This window comes from Nocardia aobensis NBRC 100429, assembly GCF_000308375.1.
Classification (GTDB): domain Bacteria; phylum Actinomycetota; class Actinomycetes; order Mycobacteriales; family Mycobacteriaceae; genus Nocardia; species Nocardia aobensis.
The window spans coordinates 119,112-133,904 of sequence record NZ_BAFQ01000118.1 but is presented as its reverse complement, the minus strand read 5'-3'; the positions used below and the strand labels follow the sequence as shown (position 1 = coordinate 133,904).

18 protein-coding genes are annotated in these 14,793 nt (G+C 69.4%); 11 read left to right on the top strand and 7 right to left on the bottom strand.

Annotated features, from left to right (window positions below; all coding sequences use genetic code 11):
* A partial coding sequence (locus RJ03_RS35600) for a prepilin peptidase (RefSeq protein ID WP_174372310.1) occupies window positions 1-183 on the bottom strand: 183 nt, incomplete at its 3' end.
* A 165-nt stretch (window positions 184-348) separates the two neighbouring features.
* On the opposite strand from RJ03_RS35600, the gene RJ03_RS15160 reads away from it, so the two are divergent.
* From RJ03_RS15160 to RJ03_RS15140, 5 genes are all read left to right on the top strand, one after another.
* Window positions 349-1,485 carry a M24 family metallopeptidase gene (locus RJ03_RS15160; protein ID WP_036502721.1) on the top strand — a complete coding sequence of 379 codons (1,137 nt, stop codon included), beginning with the start codon at window positions 349-351 and terminating at the stop codon, window positions 1,483-1,485.
* Between the two features lie 80 nt (window positions 1,486-1,565).
* Entirely contained in the window at window positions 1,566-2,129 is a 564-nt protein-coding gene (efp, locus tag RJ03_RS15155) for an elongation factor P (RefSeq protein ID WP_036502667.1), read from the top strand.
* A 99-nt stretch (window positions 2,130-2,228) separates the two neighbouring features.
* Window positions 2,229-2,738: a transcription antitermination factor NusB gene (gene nusB, locus RJ03_RS15150; protein ID WP_051024705.1), complete on the top strand. Its 510-nt coding sequence runs from the start codon at window positions 2,229-2,231 to the stop codon at window positions 2,736-2,738.
* Window positions 2,738-2,995, top strand: a complete 258-nt coding sequence (locus RJ03_RS15145) for a YciI family protein (protein WP_036502665.1) — start codon at window positions 2,738-2,740, stop codon at window positions 2,993-2,995. Before nusB ends, RJ03_RS15145 begins: the two co-directional genes overlap by 1 nt.
* Window positions 2,996-3,104: 109 nt before the next feature.
* Window positions 3,105-3,662, top strand: coding sequence for an LppU/SCO3897 family protein (locus RJ03_RS15140; protein WP_036502719.1), 558 nt, complete (start codon window positions 3,105-3,107; stop codon window positions 3,660-3,662).
* 14 nt (window positions 3,663-3,676) lie between these two features.
* Here RJ03_RS15140 and RJ03_RS15135 read toward each other — a convergent pair whose 3' ends face one another.
* Window positions 3,677-4,654 (bottom strand): quinone oxidoreductase family protein, encoded by a 978-nt coding sequence (locus RJ03_RS15135; protein WP_036502664.1) that lies wholly within the window; start codon window positions 4,652-4,654, stop codon window positions 3,677-3,679.
* A gap of 89 nt (window positions 4,655-4,743) precedes the next feature.
* Between RJ03_RS15135 and RJ03_RS15130 the strand changes: the two genes are divergently transcribed.
* Window positions 4,744-5,316 carry a TetR/AcrR family transcriptional regulator gene (locus tag RJ03_RS15130; RefSeq protein ID WP_036502662.1) on the top strand — a complete coding sequence of 191 codons (573 nt, stop codon included), beginning with the start codon at window positions 4,744-4,746 and terminating at the stop codon, window positions 5,314-5,316.
* On the opposite strand, the gene RJ03_RS15125 is transcribed toward RJ03_RS15130, so the two are convergent.
* Both RJ03_RS15125 and RJ03_RS15120 read right to left on the bottom strand, forming a co-directional pair.
* Window positions 5,306-6,550 (bottom strand): ArsB/NhaD family transporter, encoded by a 1,245-nt coding sequence (locus RJ03_RS15125; RefSeq protein WP_036502661.1) that lies wholly within the window; start codon window positions 6,548-6,550, stop codon window positions 5,306-5,308. The genes RJ03_RS15130 and RJ03_RS15125 overlap by 11 nt on opposite strands.
* A gap of 65 nt (window positions 6,551-6,615) precedes the next feature.
* Window positions 6,616-7,758, bottom strand: a complete 1,143-nt coding sequence (locus RJ03_RS15120) for a serpin family protein (protein ID WP_036502660.1) — start codon at window positions 7,756-7,758, stop codon at window positions 6,616-6,618.
* Window positions 7,759-8,052: 294 nt separating this feature from the next.
* Between RJ03_RS15120 and RJ03_RS15115 the strand changes: the two genes are divergently transcribed.
* Complete coding sequence (locus RJ03_RS15115; RefSeq protein WP_036502659.1) at window positions 8,053-8,604, top strand: DUF4334 domain-containing protein; 552 nt, start codon at window positions 8,053-8,055, stop codon at window positions 8,602-8,604.
* 4 nt (window positions 8,605-8,608) lie between these two features.
* Here RJ03_RS15115 and RJ03_RS15110 read toward each other — a convergent pair whose 3' ends face one another.
* The 3 genes from RJ03_RS15110 to RJ03_RS15100 form a co-directional block, all read right to left on the bottom strand.
* The gene (locus RJ03_RS15110; RefSeq protein ID WP_036502657.1) at window positions 8,609-9,349 is read right to left on the bottom strand and encodes an HD domain-containing protein; all 741 of its coding nucleotides are present in this window, start codon (window positions 9,347-9,349) and stop codon (window positions 8,609-8,611) included.
* Between the two features lie 47 nt (window positions 9,350-9,396).
* Complete coding sequence (locus RJ03_RS15105; RefSeq protein ID WP_036502655.1) at window positions 9,397-10,023, bottom strand: alpha-ketoglutarate-dependent dioxygenase AlkB; 627 nt, start codon at window positions 10,021-10,023, stop codon at window positions 9,397-9,399.
* A gap of 81 nt (window positions 10,024-10,104) precedes the next feature.
* Window positions 10,105-10,971: an alpha/beta fold hydrolase gene (locus tag RJ03_RS15100; RefSeq protein ID WP_036502653.1), complete on the bottom strand. Its 867-nt coding sequence runs from the start codon at window positions 10,969-10,971 to the stop codon at window positions 10,105-10,107.
* A gap of 208 nt (window positions 10,972-11,179) precedes the next feature.
* Here RJ03_RS15100 and pyrR point away from each other — a divergent pair, with 208 nt between their 5' ends.
* From pyrR to RJ03_RS15080, 4 genes are all read left to right on the top strand, one after another.
* A complete protein-coding gene (gene pyrR / locus RJ03_RS15095; protein WP_036502651.1) occupies window positions 11,180-11,842 on the top strand; it encodes a bifunctional pyr operon transcriptional regulator/uracil phosphoribosyltransferase PyrR in 663 nt (220 codons plus the stop codon).
* Window positions 11,839-12,804, top strand: coding sequence for an aspartate carbamoyltransferase catalytic subunit (locus RJ03_RS15090; protein WP_036502649.1), 966 nt, complete (start codon window positions 11,839-11,841; stop codon window positions 12,802-12,804). Before pyrR ends, RJ03_RS15090 begins: the two co-directional genes overlap by 4 nt.
* Before the next feature lie 103 nt (window positions 12,805-12,907).
* The gene (locus RJ03_RS15085; protein WP_036502647.1) at window positions 12,908-14,248 is read left to right on the top strand and encodes a dihydroorotase; all 1,341 of its coding nucleotides are present in this window, start codon (window positions 12,908-12,910) and stop codon (window positions 14,246-14,248) included.
* On the top strand, window positions 14,248-14,763 hold the full coding sequence (locus RJ03_RS15080) for a PH-like domain-containing protein (protein WP_036502645.1): 516 nt from the start codon (window positions 14,248-14,250) through the stop codon (window positions 14,761-14,763). Before RJ03_RS15085 ends, RJ03_RS15080 begins: the two co-directional genes overlap by 1 nt.
* Window positions 14,764-14,793: the final 30 nt, after the last annotated feature.

The following is a 14,793-nucleotide window of genomic DNA, read 5'->3' as shown; positions in this document are numbered from 1 at the left end:
GAGCAGCAGCGCACCGGCGATCGCGGCGGTGGCACGGCCGGTCGAGGCCGCGAACATCGGCACGGCCGCCGCACCCGGCAGGGTGAGCGCATCGGGCAGGCGCTCGCTCCGGATATCGATCACGCTGAGCGCAACGCACCAGACGATCAGGGTGAGGTAGGCGGCGGTGGTCATGGCAGCCATCGTCTCTCGTCGGCGAGAGCCCACCCCTGCCCGCGAACCTGAAATGTGGACAACCGCAACAGTTGTGAACACCCGACGGGTAACACCGGCTCGCCGCCGGTCGCGGCCGTGGGTGCGGGAGACGGCGTGACGGCCTCGCAACACGACAGCGGTAGCGTGGCAGCCATGTCTGCTGATGACGGTGCCCGGCGTCCCGACCACGCTGCGCGTCGGGCCGGGTTGCGAGACCTGTTGGTGGAGAACGGGGTCGATGCCCTGCTGGTGACCGATCTGGTGAATATCCGGTACCTGACCGGCTTCACCGGCTCCAACGCCGCCCTGCTGGTGCACTCCTGGGACGGCAGCCAGGTGGGCGAGGACGGGGAGCGGACCGTCATCTGCACCGACGGCCGCTACCTCACCCAGGTCGGCGAACAGGTGCCCGACGTGCGCGCCGAGATCGCTCGCGCCAGTGCGCGGCGGTTGGTCGAACTGGCCGGGGAATGGCAGATCGGCCGGGTCGGCTTCGAAAGCCACGTCGTGACGGTGGACCAGCACCGCGGCTTCGTCGAGCAGGGCAGCGGGCTCCAATTCGTTCCCGCGCCCGGTCTGGTCGAGCAACTGCGCACGGTCAAGGACGACTACGAGGTCGAGCAGCTGCGGACGGCCTGTGCGGCCGCCGACGCCGCGCTGGCCACTCTGCTCGAACGAGGGGGGCTGCGCCCGGGCCGCACCGAGCGCCAGGTCGCGCGTGAGCTGGAATGGCTGATGTTCGAGCACGGCGCCGACGCGATCGCCTTCGAGACCATCGTGGCCGCCGGCGCCAATTCCGCAGTGCCGCATCATCGCCCGACCGGCGCGATCCTGGCCGCCGGTGATTTCGTGAAGCTCGATTTCGGTGCGGTGGTCGGCGGCTACCACTCGGATATGACGCGCACCCTGGTCCTCGGCGAGCCGACCGATTGGCAGCGCGAGATCTATCAGCTCGTGTACGAGGCACAACAGGCCGGCCGCGAGGCGCTGAAGCCCGGTGTGTCGTGCGCGGCGGTCGATGCCGCGGCCCGCTCGGTGATCGAGTCGGCCGGGCACGGGGACCTGTTCGTGCACGGCCTCGGCCACGGCGTCGGACTGCAGATCCACGAAGCGCCTCCGGTCGCCAAAACCGCGACCGGTACACTTCTGGATGGCGTGGCGGTGACCGTCGAGCCAGGTGTGTATTTCCCCGGCCGCGGCGGAGTTCGCATCGAGGACACGCTCGTGGTTCGTGCGGGGGGTCCGGAATTGCTCACCCACACCACCAAAGACCTCACCGTGGTCGACTGACCCCGGCTGCCCCACCGGGCCGGGCCCTACGGCCCGGCCTACAGAACGTCGAACAGTACTATCAAGGAGATCCGAGGACAGTGGCGGACACCAGCGACTTCAAGAACGGCCTCGTGCTGAAGATCGACGGTCAGCTCCAGCAGATCATCGAGTTCCAGCACGTCAAGCCGGGTAAAGGTCCCGCGTTCGTGCGGACCAAGCTGAAGAACGTGCTGTCCGGCAAGGTGGTCGACAAGACGTTCAACGCCGGCGTGAAGGTGGAGACCGCCACCGTGGACCGCCGGGACATGACCTACCTGTACCACGATGGGTCGGACTACATCTTCATGGACGGCGAGACCTTCGACCAGATCGGCATCGACGAGCGGACCATCGGCAAGGGCGCCGGCTTCCTGCTGGAGAACATGACCGTGCAGGTCGCCACCCACGAGGGCGCGCCGCTGTACGTCGAGCTCCCGGTCACGGTCGAACTCGAGGTCACCCACACCGAGCCCGGCCTGCAGGGCGACCGCTCCAGCGCCGGCACCAAGCCCGCGACCCTGGAGACCGGTGCCGAGGTGCAGGTGCCGCTGTTCATCAACGTCGGCGACAAGCTGAAGATCGACTCGCGCGACGGCGGCTACCTGGGCCGGGTCAACGCCTGATCCTCCGGATCCACCGGCCCGGCGCCGGAACCATGGGCGGCGCGCGCGTACCGGCTTTCCGGTATCGCACGCGTCGCCGTCGACACTGCGAACGGGATAATGGTGATCGTGGCTGATCAGCCCGTGGACAAGAAGTCCACCCACAAGAAACTCGGAGCCCGGCACAAGGCCCGCCGCCGGGCCGTGGATCTGCTCTTCGAGGCCGAGGCGCGTGACGTCGACCCGGCCGATCTGGTCGTGGAGCGTCTGGACCTGGCCGGTCGCGACGAACAGGTCGCCCCGGTGAATCCCTACACCCGCACCCTCGTCGAAGGCGTCGCCGACGATCTGGACCGCGTCGACGGCACCATCGAGTCCTATCTGCAGGACTGGACCCTGGGCCGGTTGCCCGCCGTGGATCGCGCCATTCTGCGGGTGGCGGTGTGGGAGTTGTTCCACGCCAACGACGTTCCGCCCGTGGTGGCGGTCGACGAGGCCGTCGAGCTGGCGAAGGAACTGTCGACCGACGATTCGCCCGCGTTCGTCAACGGCGTGCTCGGCCGCATCGTGTCGCTGGCCGACCAGGTACGCGCCGCCGCGGCCGCGACCCGCCGCGACGGCGGGGAGTGATGATCAAATATCTCGTTCTCGCGATGCGCACCTCGGCCTGGTCCGATGCGGTCATCGAACCGCACCGCGAATGGCTGGCCGACGTGCGCGCGCGAGGTCAGCTGGACTGCACCGGCCGCTTCACCGACGGCAGCGGCGGGGCATACCTGGTGCTGGCCGAAGATCTTTCGGCAGCACGGGAATTGGTGTTCACCGATCCCATCCACACCACCGGTGCCTCCGAGCTGACGATCCACGAATGGGAGATCACGGGCTGAGTCGCGCTCGCGGCTCCCGCTCCTGAATCGGACAAACCCGCTAAATTTCCCGGAGCCCCGCCGGGCCCGCATACTGTTCCGGTCACTTGACCTAGAAAAGGTGGAACGGATGCGGTTCAATTCGGCGACAGCGCGTGCGGCGCTGCGTCTCGCCCCGGCGATCGTCGCGGCGGTAACCCTGGCCACGACCGGTTGCTCGGCGGTGGAAAAGGGTGTCGACAAGGGGGTTCAGGTCGCGAAGGATCACAACAAATCCGATACCGCCCGCGCCAAGGTCGGTGACTGCATCAACGTGATCAACGCCTCGGCCGTCGATTCCGATACCGAACCGGTCGCCTGCACCTCCGACAAGGCCGTCTACAAGGTCGCGCAGGTGCACAACGACAAGGTCGACTGTGGCGCCGATTTCACCTCGTACGAGGAAACCCTCAACGGCGGCACGCTGGCATATCTGTGCCTGGCGCCGAATTTCAAAGCGGGGCTGTGCTACGCGGATTCGCCGCTCAGCGGCTACAAGTACGCCGACTGCACATCCCCGGAGGCGAGTTTCCGTGTCGCCCAGCGCATCGACGGACAATCCGACGACACGCTGTGCGGCCCGGAGTCCGACAGTGTGATCACACTGTCGGATCCGCAGACGACATTCTGTCTGGCGCAACCGAAGTGAGCGCGGTCCTGCGCTCAGGCGGTCTCGGGACGCAGCACGATCGTGCCGAAGGTCGCACGCTCGTCGACCCGCCGATGGGCCTCGGCCGCATCCGCCAGCGGTAGGACGCTGTCGATCAGCACGGTGAGATCGCCGGCGGCGGCGAGTTCGAATGCCGCCGCCCGCTTCGCCGCCACCCCGGCCAGCCACTGCGGTCCGGAGCAGCCGGTGAAGGTGAGTCCGCGCATGATCAGATCCATGGTCGTGACTTGGGCGGGGGCGCCGGACAGCCAGCCGTAGCCGAGCATCCGGCCCCGCAGCGGAGTCATGAGATCGAGGACGGCCGCGGCGCTCTCGCCACCGATCGAGTCGAAAACCACGTCGACAGTGGTGTTGTCGAGGCGCTCGCCGAGATGCCGCGGCCAGTCCGGATCGCGGTGGTCGGCGACCGTGTGCGCGCCGAGTTCGCGGGCGCGCTCGGTTTTGGCCGCCCCGCCGGCGGTGGCGATGATGTGCGCGGCGCCGGATCGGGCCGCCAACTGGGTGAGGTAACCGCCGATGCCGGTCGCCGCGGCCTCGATCAGGACGGTTTCGGTTCCGGTGAGTGCCGCGGCCTCCAGCAGGGCGAGGGCCACCGATCCGCTCATCGCGACCGCCGCGGCGGCATCACTCGACAATCCGTCCGGGATGCGGACCGCGGATTCGTCGGGGGCGCACATCCATTCGGCATAGCTGCCGAAGTCGTTGCGCGCCACCAGGACTCGCTGTCCTTTCCATTCCGGGTCGACGTCGTCGGCGACAGCGGTGACGACGCCGACCGCCTGGGTCCCGAACACCGTGGGCGTCGGCTTCGGCGTCGGGTACATGCCCGAACGCAACATCGTCTCCGGGTACAGCACGGGCACCGCCTCCACTCGGATCAGCACCTCGCCGGACTGAGGGCTGGGCTCGTCCACGTCGCGCGCGACGAGGACCTCCGGTCCGCCGACCCCGGTCATTACGATTGCCTGCATATCGACCTCATAACTTGACTAATGGTCCAGATATCCCGTCGGGAAGAATATGGACCGTCGGTCAAGTTTGTCAACGACTGGAGTGCACAGTGGCGCAGCAGCGCAGAGAACGAGCCGATGCGGTGCGCAACCGCCGTGCGATCCTCGACGCGACTCGGGCGCTGCTGGCCGAGGGTGGGGCCGAGGCCGTGACCATGGACCGAGTGGCGGCCACGGCGGGAGTCGGCAAAGGCACGGTGTTCCATCGTTTCGGCTCGCGCGCCGGACTGCTGCACGCGATGGTCGCCGAACCGGCCGAAACGCTGCGGGCGGCGATCACCGACGGTCCGCCGCCGCTGGGTCCGGGCGCGCCGGCGGGGGAGCGGCTGCTCGCCTTCTTCGACGCGATGGCCACGATGGTCGCCGACAACGTCGAACTGATGGTCGCCGCCTACCGCAGCGTGCCCCCGCATCCGCGCACCTCCGAATTCCACGCCACCTGGGCGGAGCACATCACGAAGCTGCTGACCGAGGCGCGTCCGGACCTCGACGCCGAGGCGGTCGGCCACCTGCTGTTCGGCATGCTGGGCAGCGACTACGCCCTCGCCGCGGTTCGCGAGGGCGAGAGCGAGAGACTACGAGCGGCCGTGCGGCAGGTGGTGCTCGCCGTGGTCAGCCCGTGAGCAGAACGCCGCCCACCGCACCCGCGGTCGCGACCACCGCCAGCGCCAGCCCGGTGCAGACGAACCGCACCGGCGGCACCCGGACCGCGTGGGAGCGGCAGAACTCCAGGCACAGCAGCGTCGCCAGCGAGGCCCACGGGGTGGCGATCGCGCCGACGTTCGTCCCGATCAGCAAGGACAGCAACTGGTTTCGGTGCTCGGGCGGTATCACCGCCTCACCCGCGGTGTAGGCGGGCAGGTTGTTGACGATATTCGACAGCCCGAGGCCCGCCCCGGCCGCGCGGTAGGCCCCGGCCGCACCGGAATCCGTGCCGATCAGCGCGGCCATCAGATCCGAGAGTCCGTAGCGGCCCAGAGTCGGGATGACCAGGAACAACCCGATCACGAAGATCAGCAGTTGCCACGGGATCAACGACGGCCGCAGCGCATCGCGATCGAACACGGCGAATCCGGCGATGGCGAGGACCGCCGCGGCGAGTGCGGCGTAGCCGATGTGGTCCCCGACGAACGGAATCGCCAGGACGAACAGCGCGCAGGCGCCGCCGGCCGTCGCGAACAGCGCCCGTTCCCGCGCATTTTCCAGCCGGATCGGGGGCGGTGCCACGTAGCGATCGGAGCCGCGCCGGCCGCGCCGCCAGTACCAGATCCACAGTGCCGCCATGGTCGCGGCGAGCGAGATCAGCTGGGGCAGCCACATTCTGGCCGCGAACCCGGTGGCATCGAGTCCGATGCGGTCGGCGGCGAGCAGATTGGTGAGGTTGGACACCGGCAGCAGCAGGCTCGCGGTATTCGCCAGCCACAACGTCGTCATGGCCAGCGGCAACGGGGGAATCCGCGCGGGCCGGGCCAAGGCCAGCATGACCGGTGTCAGCAGGACCGCGGTGGTGTCGAGGTTGAGCACCATCGTCGTCACGGACGCGAAGCCGACGCAGAGCACGAACAGCGCCGGATAGCGCCCCCGCCCGGCGATCGCGATACGATGGGCGATCACGTCGAAAACCTGTGCGCGCCGGGCCAGATGGGCCAGCACGATGACGCTGCCGAGGAACAGCAGCAGCGGTCCGATCCGGCGCATATTCGCCTCGGCGTCGGCGCGCGGCAGCCATCCGGTCAGCACGCACAGGACACCGGCCGCGAGGACGGCGATGCGGATCCAGTCCAGCACACGCGGTGCGGAGGCTTCCTCCGGCTCCGGGTCCCGCGCGTTGCGCTCGGGCGCCACCGGTTCGGACATCCGGCCATCATCGCACCACGGCGCACGCCGGCGCGTGCCGGTCCGCTCGCCTCCTGCGGGGCGGTTCACGACGCGGGAGTGGCGATCCAGCCGGCCACGATCGCCAGTCCGGTGGGACGGTGGACGCCGAGGAAGGCGAAGGGACGGTCGAAGTTCACCGCGATCATCAGCGCGGCGGCCGGCGCCGGTGGCATGCCGGTCGGTTCCATGAGGACCGCGGTGACGGCCGCGGCCGCGAAACCGTCGGCGGTGAACCGGGCGCAGACGTCCTGGGCGGCCGCCGTCACCCGCAGCGCGACCGGCGAGAGGCCGGGGAACGGATTGTCCGCGGCGGTGGTCGCCGAGGTCAGACCGAACAGCTCCGGCTCGCGCAGCAGATCGTGGGTGGATCGAACGGCGAAGGGCGGCACCTGGATTCGCAGGGTGTCCGATACCGCGGTCACCTGCCGGACCTCGACGCCGGGAGCTGCGGTGCCGAGTCCGGGCCGGCGCGTCTCCACCGAACCGTCGAGTGCCCCCAGCCCGGCCGCCAGCACCGCCGGGGCGGCGGCTCCGTCCGCGCCGAGCAGCAGATGCACATCCAGATCGGACGCGCCGCGCACCACCACGCGCGAGACGGGTGTGCCGGCCAGCAGCACGGCGGCGTCGCCGAGGTCGGTGCTGTAGCGGGCGAGAGCGGGCCCGCGGTGTCCCTGCCACGGACCGCTCGACGGTTCCAGCACGTCGGCGTGGAAGCTCTGCCGCCACGCGGTGCGGGCGACGACGGCGGTGGCCAGCGCGCATGCGGTCGCCGCGCCGATCCGGGCGGGGAAACGGTCGATCAGGCCGTCGGTATGGCGACGCGCCCAGTCGTCGAGCCCGTCCGGACCGCGCAGCGCGGCGATCGTCCCCGGCGGCAGGGTGCGAATCCACTCGTCGCGTAGCGCGATATCGTCGCGCACCCACACCCCGAGTGCCGCGCGCACCGATTCGGCGGCCTCGATCCGGCGCAGCAGGGCGATCGCGGCGTCGTGGGCGGATCCCGCGGGAATGCCTGCCGCCGCGGTGAGTTCGCCGCGGGCGGGCTCGCCGGCCGTCGCGGCCAGGAGTGCGAGCAGCGGCCAGATCCCACAGCCGGACAGGACGAAATCGTCGGAACCCGCTGCGGCGCACCACTTTCCGGTGAGATCGTTGGCGGCGGCCACATCGGGTGCGAGGCTCGGCTGCATGGGCGAAAGCCTACCGACGGGCGCTGACAGCAGTGCGCCCCTGCCGGGGTGTACGTGGGCGGCAGGGGCGCGTCCGGAGCCTGATGGTCCGGACGATCGGCCGGAACCGATCTGTCCACGAGTCTGGTTCCTCAACCGCACTCGAGGTCCAGCCCTCCGGTGCGTGGTCTGCGTCACGCCCGCGGAAACAGTGGCCGAAACTAGGTCTTCGTGGCCGAACGTGTTGAGGTGTCCCGGCCGGTGTGTGTCATCCTTCCGAGGCGGAACGGTCCGCGAGAGGTCCAGGAGGTAGGGATGGCTGGTGCCGGTACGGCCCGTCTGGCGGAACTTCGCGCGGGTCGCACGACCCCGGAGCAGGCGTGGCAGCTGTACGACAGCCTGCCGGAGGTCGCGGTCACCGAGATCACCACCGGCCGCTGGACCGGCGACGAACTGGACACCGGACATCCGTGGGCGGGTGTGCTCGTCGAATCCGGCTGGTACGGAAAGCAGTTCGACTCTCCCGACGAGGTGCAGCCGCTGTTGTTCGCCGGGCCGGACGGCCGGATCTTTCCGGTCGATCCCCGCCGGGTGCCGCTGGGGCTGGCCGGAACCCTGCCGGCGGCGGGATTCCGGGCAGCGCGGCGCATACTGCCGGCCGTGCGCCCGCTGCTGCGGACCCGCGCTTATCGTGCGCGCCTGCGCGAGATCGAATTCCGCGGCAAGGTCAGCGCTGCCATGATCTACGACCACCTGCCCATCGTCGACATCTTCCGTCGCGTCGACGAGGACACCCTGCTCGGTGTGATGGATATGCGCGGGCTGGACGACCCGTACTTCTTCATCCTGCGCCGCGACCGCTCCTGACCGCTCAGTCGTCGCCGGCGGCGAGGATCACGTCGAAGCGGGCGTCGGCGGTGTCGAGCTGTTCGAGAATGTGCTGCTTGACATGCGGCGCCAGTGGCGTGTCCGGGCGGGTGATCAGTTCGCGGTACACCGCGGTGAGCGGCCGGTATTTGGTGGCCAGTTTCGACATGACAGCCTGCTCGTCGGCGTAGAGAATGCCGACACCGTTGTCGGTGAAGTCGGAGATCTTCACCACCCGGGCCCACGGATCGCGGTCCAGGCTCGCGGCGACGTGGTCGCGATATCGGATATGCCGGTCCTCGTCCGAGTCGTGAGCCGGATTGGTCACCGCCGCAACGAGATTCGATACGCGTTCGCCGAAGCGCCGGGTCAGCACCGCGAGTGCCGCCGCGGCGGAGTCCTCGTCCGGATCCTGCTCACTGCGGAGCGCGACCAGGTCGGCGGCGTGATCCTCGACCGCATCGTGCAGGAGTCCGGCGAGCACCAGATCGGTGTCGTGCACCTCGTAGTGGCTCACGATGCGGATCGCCACTCGCAGTAGATGATTCAGATACGGCTCGCGGCCGTAGTTGTCGTCGCGGTGCAGGTCGGCCACGAATTGCAGTGCCGCGTCGACCCGTTCGGGATCGGCCAGTTTGCGCTGCGACTCGAGCAGCAGCCGCTGCCGCAGCCCTTCCTCGCCGTGCACATCGCTGAGTGTGTGCAACGGCATGGCCGCCAGAATTCCCGCCCCGATGGACTCCATCCGCCCAATCTAGCGGGCGACGGTGACAATCCGCGTCGTCGCAGTTGTCAGCGAACCCCGCGCGGGCGGAATTGGATGCTGATCCGGGGCCCCACGGGTCGGCGCGTCTTCGGCACCGCATGTTCCCAGGTGCGCTGGCAGGAGCCGCCCATCACGAGAAGATCGCCGTGCCCCACGTGGAAGCGGATGCTCGCACCGCCGCCGCGCGGACGCAGCAGCAGGGCCCGCGGCGCACCGATCGACAGGATCGCGACCATGGTGTCGTGAGTGGAACCACGGCCGATAGTGTCACCGTGCCAAGCCACGCTGTCCTCACCGTCGCGGTAGTAACACAGGCCGGCCGTGCGGAAGGGTTCGCCGAGTTCCGGGCCGTAATGGCCGCTGAGCGCGGCGCGGGCGTCCTCCAGGATCGGATCCGGCCAGGGCTCGTTCTCGCCGTAATATCGCAGCAGTCGCGGCACGTCCACCACGCGGTCGTACATCGGGCGGCGGTCGGCTAGCCACGGCACACGAGTGGCCAGCCGTTCGAACAGTTCGTCGGCTCCGCGCAACCATCCCGGCAGCAGGTCGACCCACGCACCCTCGGTCAGCTGGGTGCGGCGCACGCCGTCCAACGGTCCCAGCTCGATATCGCCGAAGCCGTCGAACAGCGATCTCTGCAGCGGTGTCGACATGTGTTCGAATCTACGTTCTATCGAACATATGTTCAAGCATCGGGGAGTGCCGGTGTCCGGCGCCAATCCGGGCGGCCCGGATCAGCTCAGGTGCGCACGCACGAAATCGACCACCGCATCGGAGAATTCGTCGTTGACGTCGCTGGCGGCGGTATGCGCGGCGCCGGTGATCTCGACATACTCCATCTGCGGCACCAGCGCGCGGAAGTCGGCGACGCCCTGTTCGCTGACCACGTCCGAGAGTCGTCCGCGCACCAGCAGCACCGGGATCTCGAGCGCGCGGGCGGCGTCCTCGAGGTCGCTGGTCTGCAGTTCGATGTCCTCGGGCCGGCTCGACATCATCGCCGGATCCCAGTGCCAATACCAGCGCCCGTCCTCGCGCAGCCGCAGATTGCGCCGTAGGCCCTCCGGGTTGCGGGGCCGGCGGCGGTGGGGCAGGTATTCGGCCACCGCATCCGCGGCTTCCTCCAGGGAGGCGAAGCCCTCGGGATGGCCGCCGAGGAAGTTCATGACCCGTTCCACGCCCTTGTGCTCCGGGCGCGGCACGACATCGACCAGAACGAGTCCGGCGATGCGCTCCCGGCCGGGGCGGGCGGTCGCCAGCAGGGCGGTCAATCCGCCCATGCTCGCGCCGACCACGATCGCGGGGCGGTCGAGTTCGGCGAGGATGTCCAGGAGGTCGGCGGTCATCGCCGTGCGCGAGTAGTCGCCGTCCGGAGCCCAGTCGCTCTCGCCGTGACCGCGGGCGTCCAGCAGGACGGCGTGCATTCCCACCTTCGCCAGCGCGGCGCCCGATTCCTTCCACGAGTGCCGGGTCTGGCCGCCGCCGTGCAGGAAGACCGCCAGCGGGCCGTCGGCCGGCCCCCAGCTCTCCCCGGCCAGGGCGATGCCGCCGTGGCCGCGGAAGGTGATCCGGCGGGGCTCGGTGAAGTCGGCTTCGTTGCTCACCCTCCGAGCATCCCACATCCGGTTTACGCTGTATGAAACAGTCCCGGCCAACGGTTGTGCCGCCTGCGTGATGCGCCGGCATAGCCGCAGGTGGCGGGGCTCACAGCGGGACCCCCGCCGACGGGAGGCCGGGGCGGCGCTGCTACGCTCAGGCATCGAAAAGACATCCTTTAACGGACCGTCCGGTGAGGCGGGGAAGGAGGTCGGCATGGCCGTGCCCGAAGAGCGCGGCGGCCGCGTCGCGCCCGAAGACCGGGCCGCCAGGTCGAGCGCTGCCGAATATTCGCAGCGGCACGACCCCGAGTGGGTCCGCGCCGGGCGCGAACTGCTGTCCGCCCCCGATGTCGGCCGGACCATCGCGCGCATGGCGCATCAGATCATCGAGAAGACCGCGCTGGATTCGTCGGATCCGGAGGCGCCCCGGGTGGTGCTGATCGGCATCCCCACCCGCGGCACCACCCTCGCCGCGCGGCTGACCGATCGCATCGAGGAATTCTCCGGCGTGCGTCCCGCACTCGGATCCCTCGACATCACGCTGTATCGCGACGATCTGCGCAACCGCCCGCATCGCCCGCTGGAACGGACCTCGGTCCCCGAGGGCGGCATCGACGACGCCCTGGTCGTTCTCGTCGACGACGTGCTGTTCTCCGGTCGCAGCGTGCGCTCGGCGCTGGACGGTCTGCGCGATCTGGGCCGCCCGCGTGCGGTGCAGCTGGCGGTGCTGGTCGATCGCGGCCACCGGGAACTGCCGATCCGCGCCGACTACGTCGGCAAGAACGTGCCCACCTCGCGCAGTGAGGACGTGTCCGTCCTGCTCAGCGAACACGACGGTCACGACGGCGTCTATCTGCATCAGGGGGATGAGCGGTGAGGCATCTGCTCTCGGTCACCGATCTCGACCGCACCACCGCTACCGAACTCCTCGACGACGCCCAGCGCTTCGAACAGGCGCTGCTCGGCCGTGAGGTCCGCAAACTGCCCACCCTGCGCGGCCGCACGGTGATGACCGTGTTCTTCGAGAACTCCACCCGCACCCGGGTCTCGTTCGAGGTCGCGGGCAAATGGATGAGCGCCGACGTCATCAACGTCAGCGCCTCGAGCTCCTCGGTGTCGAAGGGCGAGTCGCTGCGCGACACCGCGCTGACCCTGCACGCCGCGGGCGCCGACGCGCTGATCGTGCGGCATCCGGCCTCCGGGGCGGCCCACCAGATCGCCCGCTGGTTCGGCGAATTGGACGCCGGTTCGGGCGGCTACACCGGAACCGGTCCCGCGATCGTCAACGCCGGCGACGGCACGCACGAACATCCCACCCAGGCCCTGCTGGACGCGCTGACGCTGCGGCAGCGACTGGGTGATCTGGCGGGCAAGCGCATCGTGATCGTCGGCGACATCCTGCACAGCCGCGTCGCGCGGTCCAATGCCTTCCTGCTCGACACCCTCGGCGCCGAGGTAGTGCTGGTCGCGCCGCGCACCCTGCTGCCGGTTGGGGTCGAGCAGTGGCCGGTGCAGGTCTCGCATTCGCTCGACGCGGCGCTGCCCGGCGCGGACGCGGTGATGATGCTGCGGGTACAGGCCGAGCGGATGAACGGCGGCTTCTTCCCGTCGGCCCGCGAATATTCCATCGCCTACGGACTGAACGAGCGGCGCATGGCCCTGCTCGACAACGACGCGGTCGTCCTGCATCCGGGTCCGATGCTGCGCGGTATGGAAATCGCCTCGGCGGTCGCCGATTCACCCAGAGCCGCAGTGCTGCAACAGGTCACCAACGGTGTGCACATGCGCATGGCGGTGCTGTTCCGCCTGCTGGTCGGCGCGGGGGAGGCCGTCGCATGAGTGGAACAGGGCCGGAGGCGGCAGCCTGCGTAACCCCGCAGGCCCCCACTCATGCGCATCGACACCCCGTGAGCAAGAGCTTCGACGTGGAAGGTGAGGGCGCGTGAGCGATCTGGTTATCCGGGGCGTGCGGCCCTACGGCGAGGGCGAGCCGGTCGACGTGCTGGTGCGCGACGGTGTGATCATCGCGCTCGGCGCGCGATCCGGTGCGGCCGTCGACGGCGTCGAGGTCGCCGCCGATGCCGAGGTGCTGGAGGCGGACGGCCGGATCCTGCTCCCCGGCTTCGTCGACCTGCACACCCACCTGCGCGAACCCGGCCGCGAGGACACCGAGACCATCGAAAGCGGTTCGGCCGCAGCGGCATTGGGTGGCTACACCGCCGTGTTCGCGATGGCCAACACCTATCCCGTGGCCGACACCTCGGTCGTCACCGATCACGTGTGGCGGCGCGGGCAGGAGGTCGGGCTGGTCGATGTGCATCCGGTCGGCGCGGTGACCGTCGGCCTGGCCGGCAAGCAACTGGCCGAGATGGGCACCATGGCCGCCGGTGAGGGCCGGGTGCGGATCTTCTCCGACGACGGGCACTGCGTCTACGACCCGCTGATCATGCGCCGAGCGCTCGAGTACGCGAAATCGCTCGGCGTGCTGATCGCCCAGCATGCCGAGGAGCCGCGGCTCACCCAGGGCGCCGTCGCGCACGAGGGCCCGAACGCCGCCCGGCTGGGCCTGGCCGGCTGGCCGCGGGCAGCCGAGGAGTCGATCGTGGCCCGCGACGCGCTGCTGGCCCGCGACGCCGGAGCCCGGGTGCACATCTGCCACGCCTCCACCGCCGGCACCGTCGAACTGGTGAAATGGGCCAAGGCTCAAGGGATTTCGATCACCGCAGAGGTCACCCCGCATCATCTGCTGCTCGATGATTCGCGGCTGGAGACCTACGACGCGGTGAACAAGGTCAATCCGCCGCTGCGGGAGGCCTCCGACGCCCAGGCGCTGCGCAAGGCCCTGGCCGACGGGGTGATCGACTGCGTGGCCACCGACCACGCCCCGCACGCCGAACAGGAGAAGTGCTGCGAGTTCGCCGCCGCCCGTCCCGGCATGCTGGGGCTGGAGACCGCGCTGTCGATCATCGTCGAGACTCTGGTCACTCCGGGCCTGCTCGACTGGCGCGGGGTGGCGAAGGTGATGAGCGAGAACCCGGCCCGCATCGCCGGGCTCGACGATCAGGGCCGCCCGATCGCGGTCGGTGAACCGGCCAACCTGACCCTCATCGACCCGGATGCCTCGTGGACCGTGCGCGCGCGGGAGCTGGCGAGCATTTCCGACAACACGCCGTACGAGGCGATGACCCTGCCCGCCAAGGTCGCCGCCACGATGCTGCGCGGGCGGATCACCGCCCGCGACGGAGTGGTGACGACCGCCCTGGCGGGGAGAGTGGGGCAATAATGGAGCGAACACTGTGGGTGATCGGGCTGGCTGTCCTGTTCGTCCTGTTCCTGTGGTTGATGTATCGCTCCTGGCTCGTGCGGGCCCGGAAGCAGGCCTCCTCGGTCGGGGAACTGCCGACGGTGCCGGCGGATCTGGGCGCGCAGGTGCTCGAGCCGACGACCGGTCTGTACACCGGTACCACGTTGGCTCCGAGCTGGCAGAACCGCATCGTGGTGGGAGATCTGGGCTTCCGCGCCACGGCGGAGCTGACTCGCTTCGAACGCGGGATCCTGCTGGAACGCGACGGCGCGGAGGTGATCTGGATTCCGCAGGAGTCCATCACCGCGGTCCGCACCGAACGCGGCCACGCAGGCAAGGTGATGACCGACAATGGTGTGCTGGTTATTCGCTGGAAACTGCCGACGGGAACCGAGGTCGATACCGGGTTCCGCGGCGACGACAAGACGGTGTATCCGGCCTGGACGGCCATATCCGCGACGGGACAGACCGGCGCGGCGACGGGAGACGAATAAACGTGAAGGCTGGATTTCTGGTGAACGAGG

Excerpts from the sequence above, each read along its gene's own strand:
- RJ03_RS15145 (WP_036502665.1), top strand. The coding sequence starts at position 2,738 with ATGATCAAATATCTCGTTCTCGCGATGCGCACCTCGGCCTGGTCCGAT.
- RJ03_RS15105 (WP_036502655.1), bottom strand. The coding sequence starts at position 10,023 with ATGTCGACACCGCTGCAGAGATCGCTGTTCGACGGCTTCGGCGATATC.
- RJ03_RS15125 (WP_036502661.1), bottom strand. The coding sequence starts at position 6,550 with ATGTCCGAACCGGTGGCGCCCGAGCGCAACGCGCGGGACCCGGAGCCG.
- pyrR (WP_036502651.1), top strand. The coding sequence starts at position 11,180 with ATGGCCGTGCCCGAAGAGCGCGGCGGCCGCGTCGCGCCCGAAGACCGG.
- RJ03_RS15140 (WP_036502719.1), top strand. The coding sequence starts at position 3,105 with ATGCGGTTCAATTCGGCGACAGCGCGTGCGGCGCTGCGTCTCGCCCCG.
- RJ03_RS15160 (WP_036502721.1), top strand. The coding sequence starts at position 349 with ATGTCTGCTGATGACGGTGCCCGGCGTCCCGACCACGCTGCGCGTCGG.
- RJ03_RS15080 (WP_036502645.1), top strand. The coding sequence starts at position 14,248 with ATGGAGCGAACACTGTGGGTGATCGGGCTGGCTGTCCTGTTCGTCCTG.
- nusB (WP_051024705.1), top strand. The coding sequence starts at position 2,229 with ATGGTGATCGTGGCTGATCAGCCCGTGGACAAGAAGTCCACCCACAAG.
- RJ03_RS15110 (WP_036502657.1), bottom strand. The coding sequence starts at position 9,349 with ATGGAGTCCATCGGGGCGGGAATTCTGGCGGCCATGCCGTTGCACACA.
- RJ03_RS15135 (WP_036502664.1), bottom strand. The coding sequence starts at position 4,654 with ATGCAGGCAATCGTAATGACCGGGGTCGGCGGACCGGAGGTCCTCGTC.
- RJ03_RS15115 (WP_036502659.1), top strand. The coding sequence starts at position 8,053 with ATGGCTGGTGCCGGTACGGCCCGTCTGGCGGAACTTCGCGCGGGTCGC.
- RJ03_RS15120 (WP_036502660.1), bottom strand. The coding sequence starts at position 7,758 with ATGCAGCCGAGCCTCGCACCCGATGTGGCCGCCGCCAACGATCTCACC.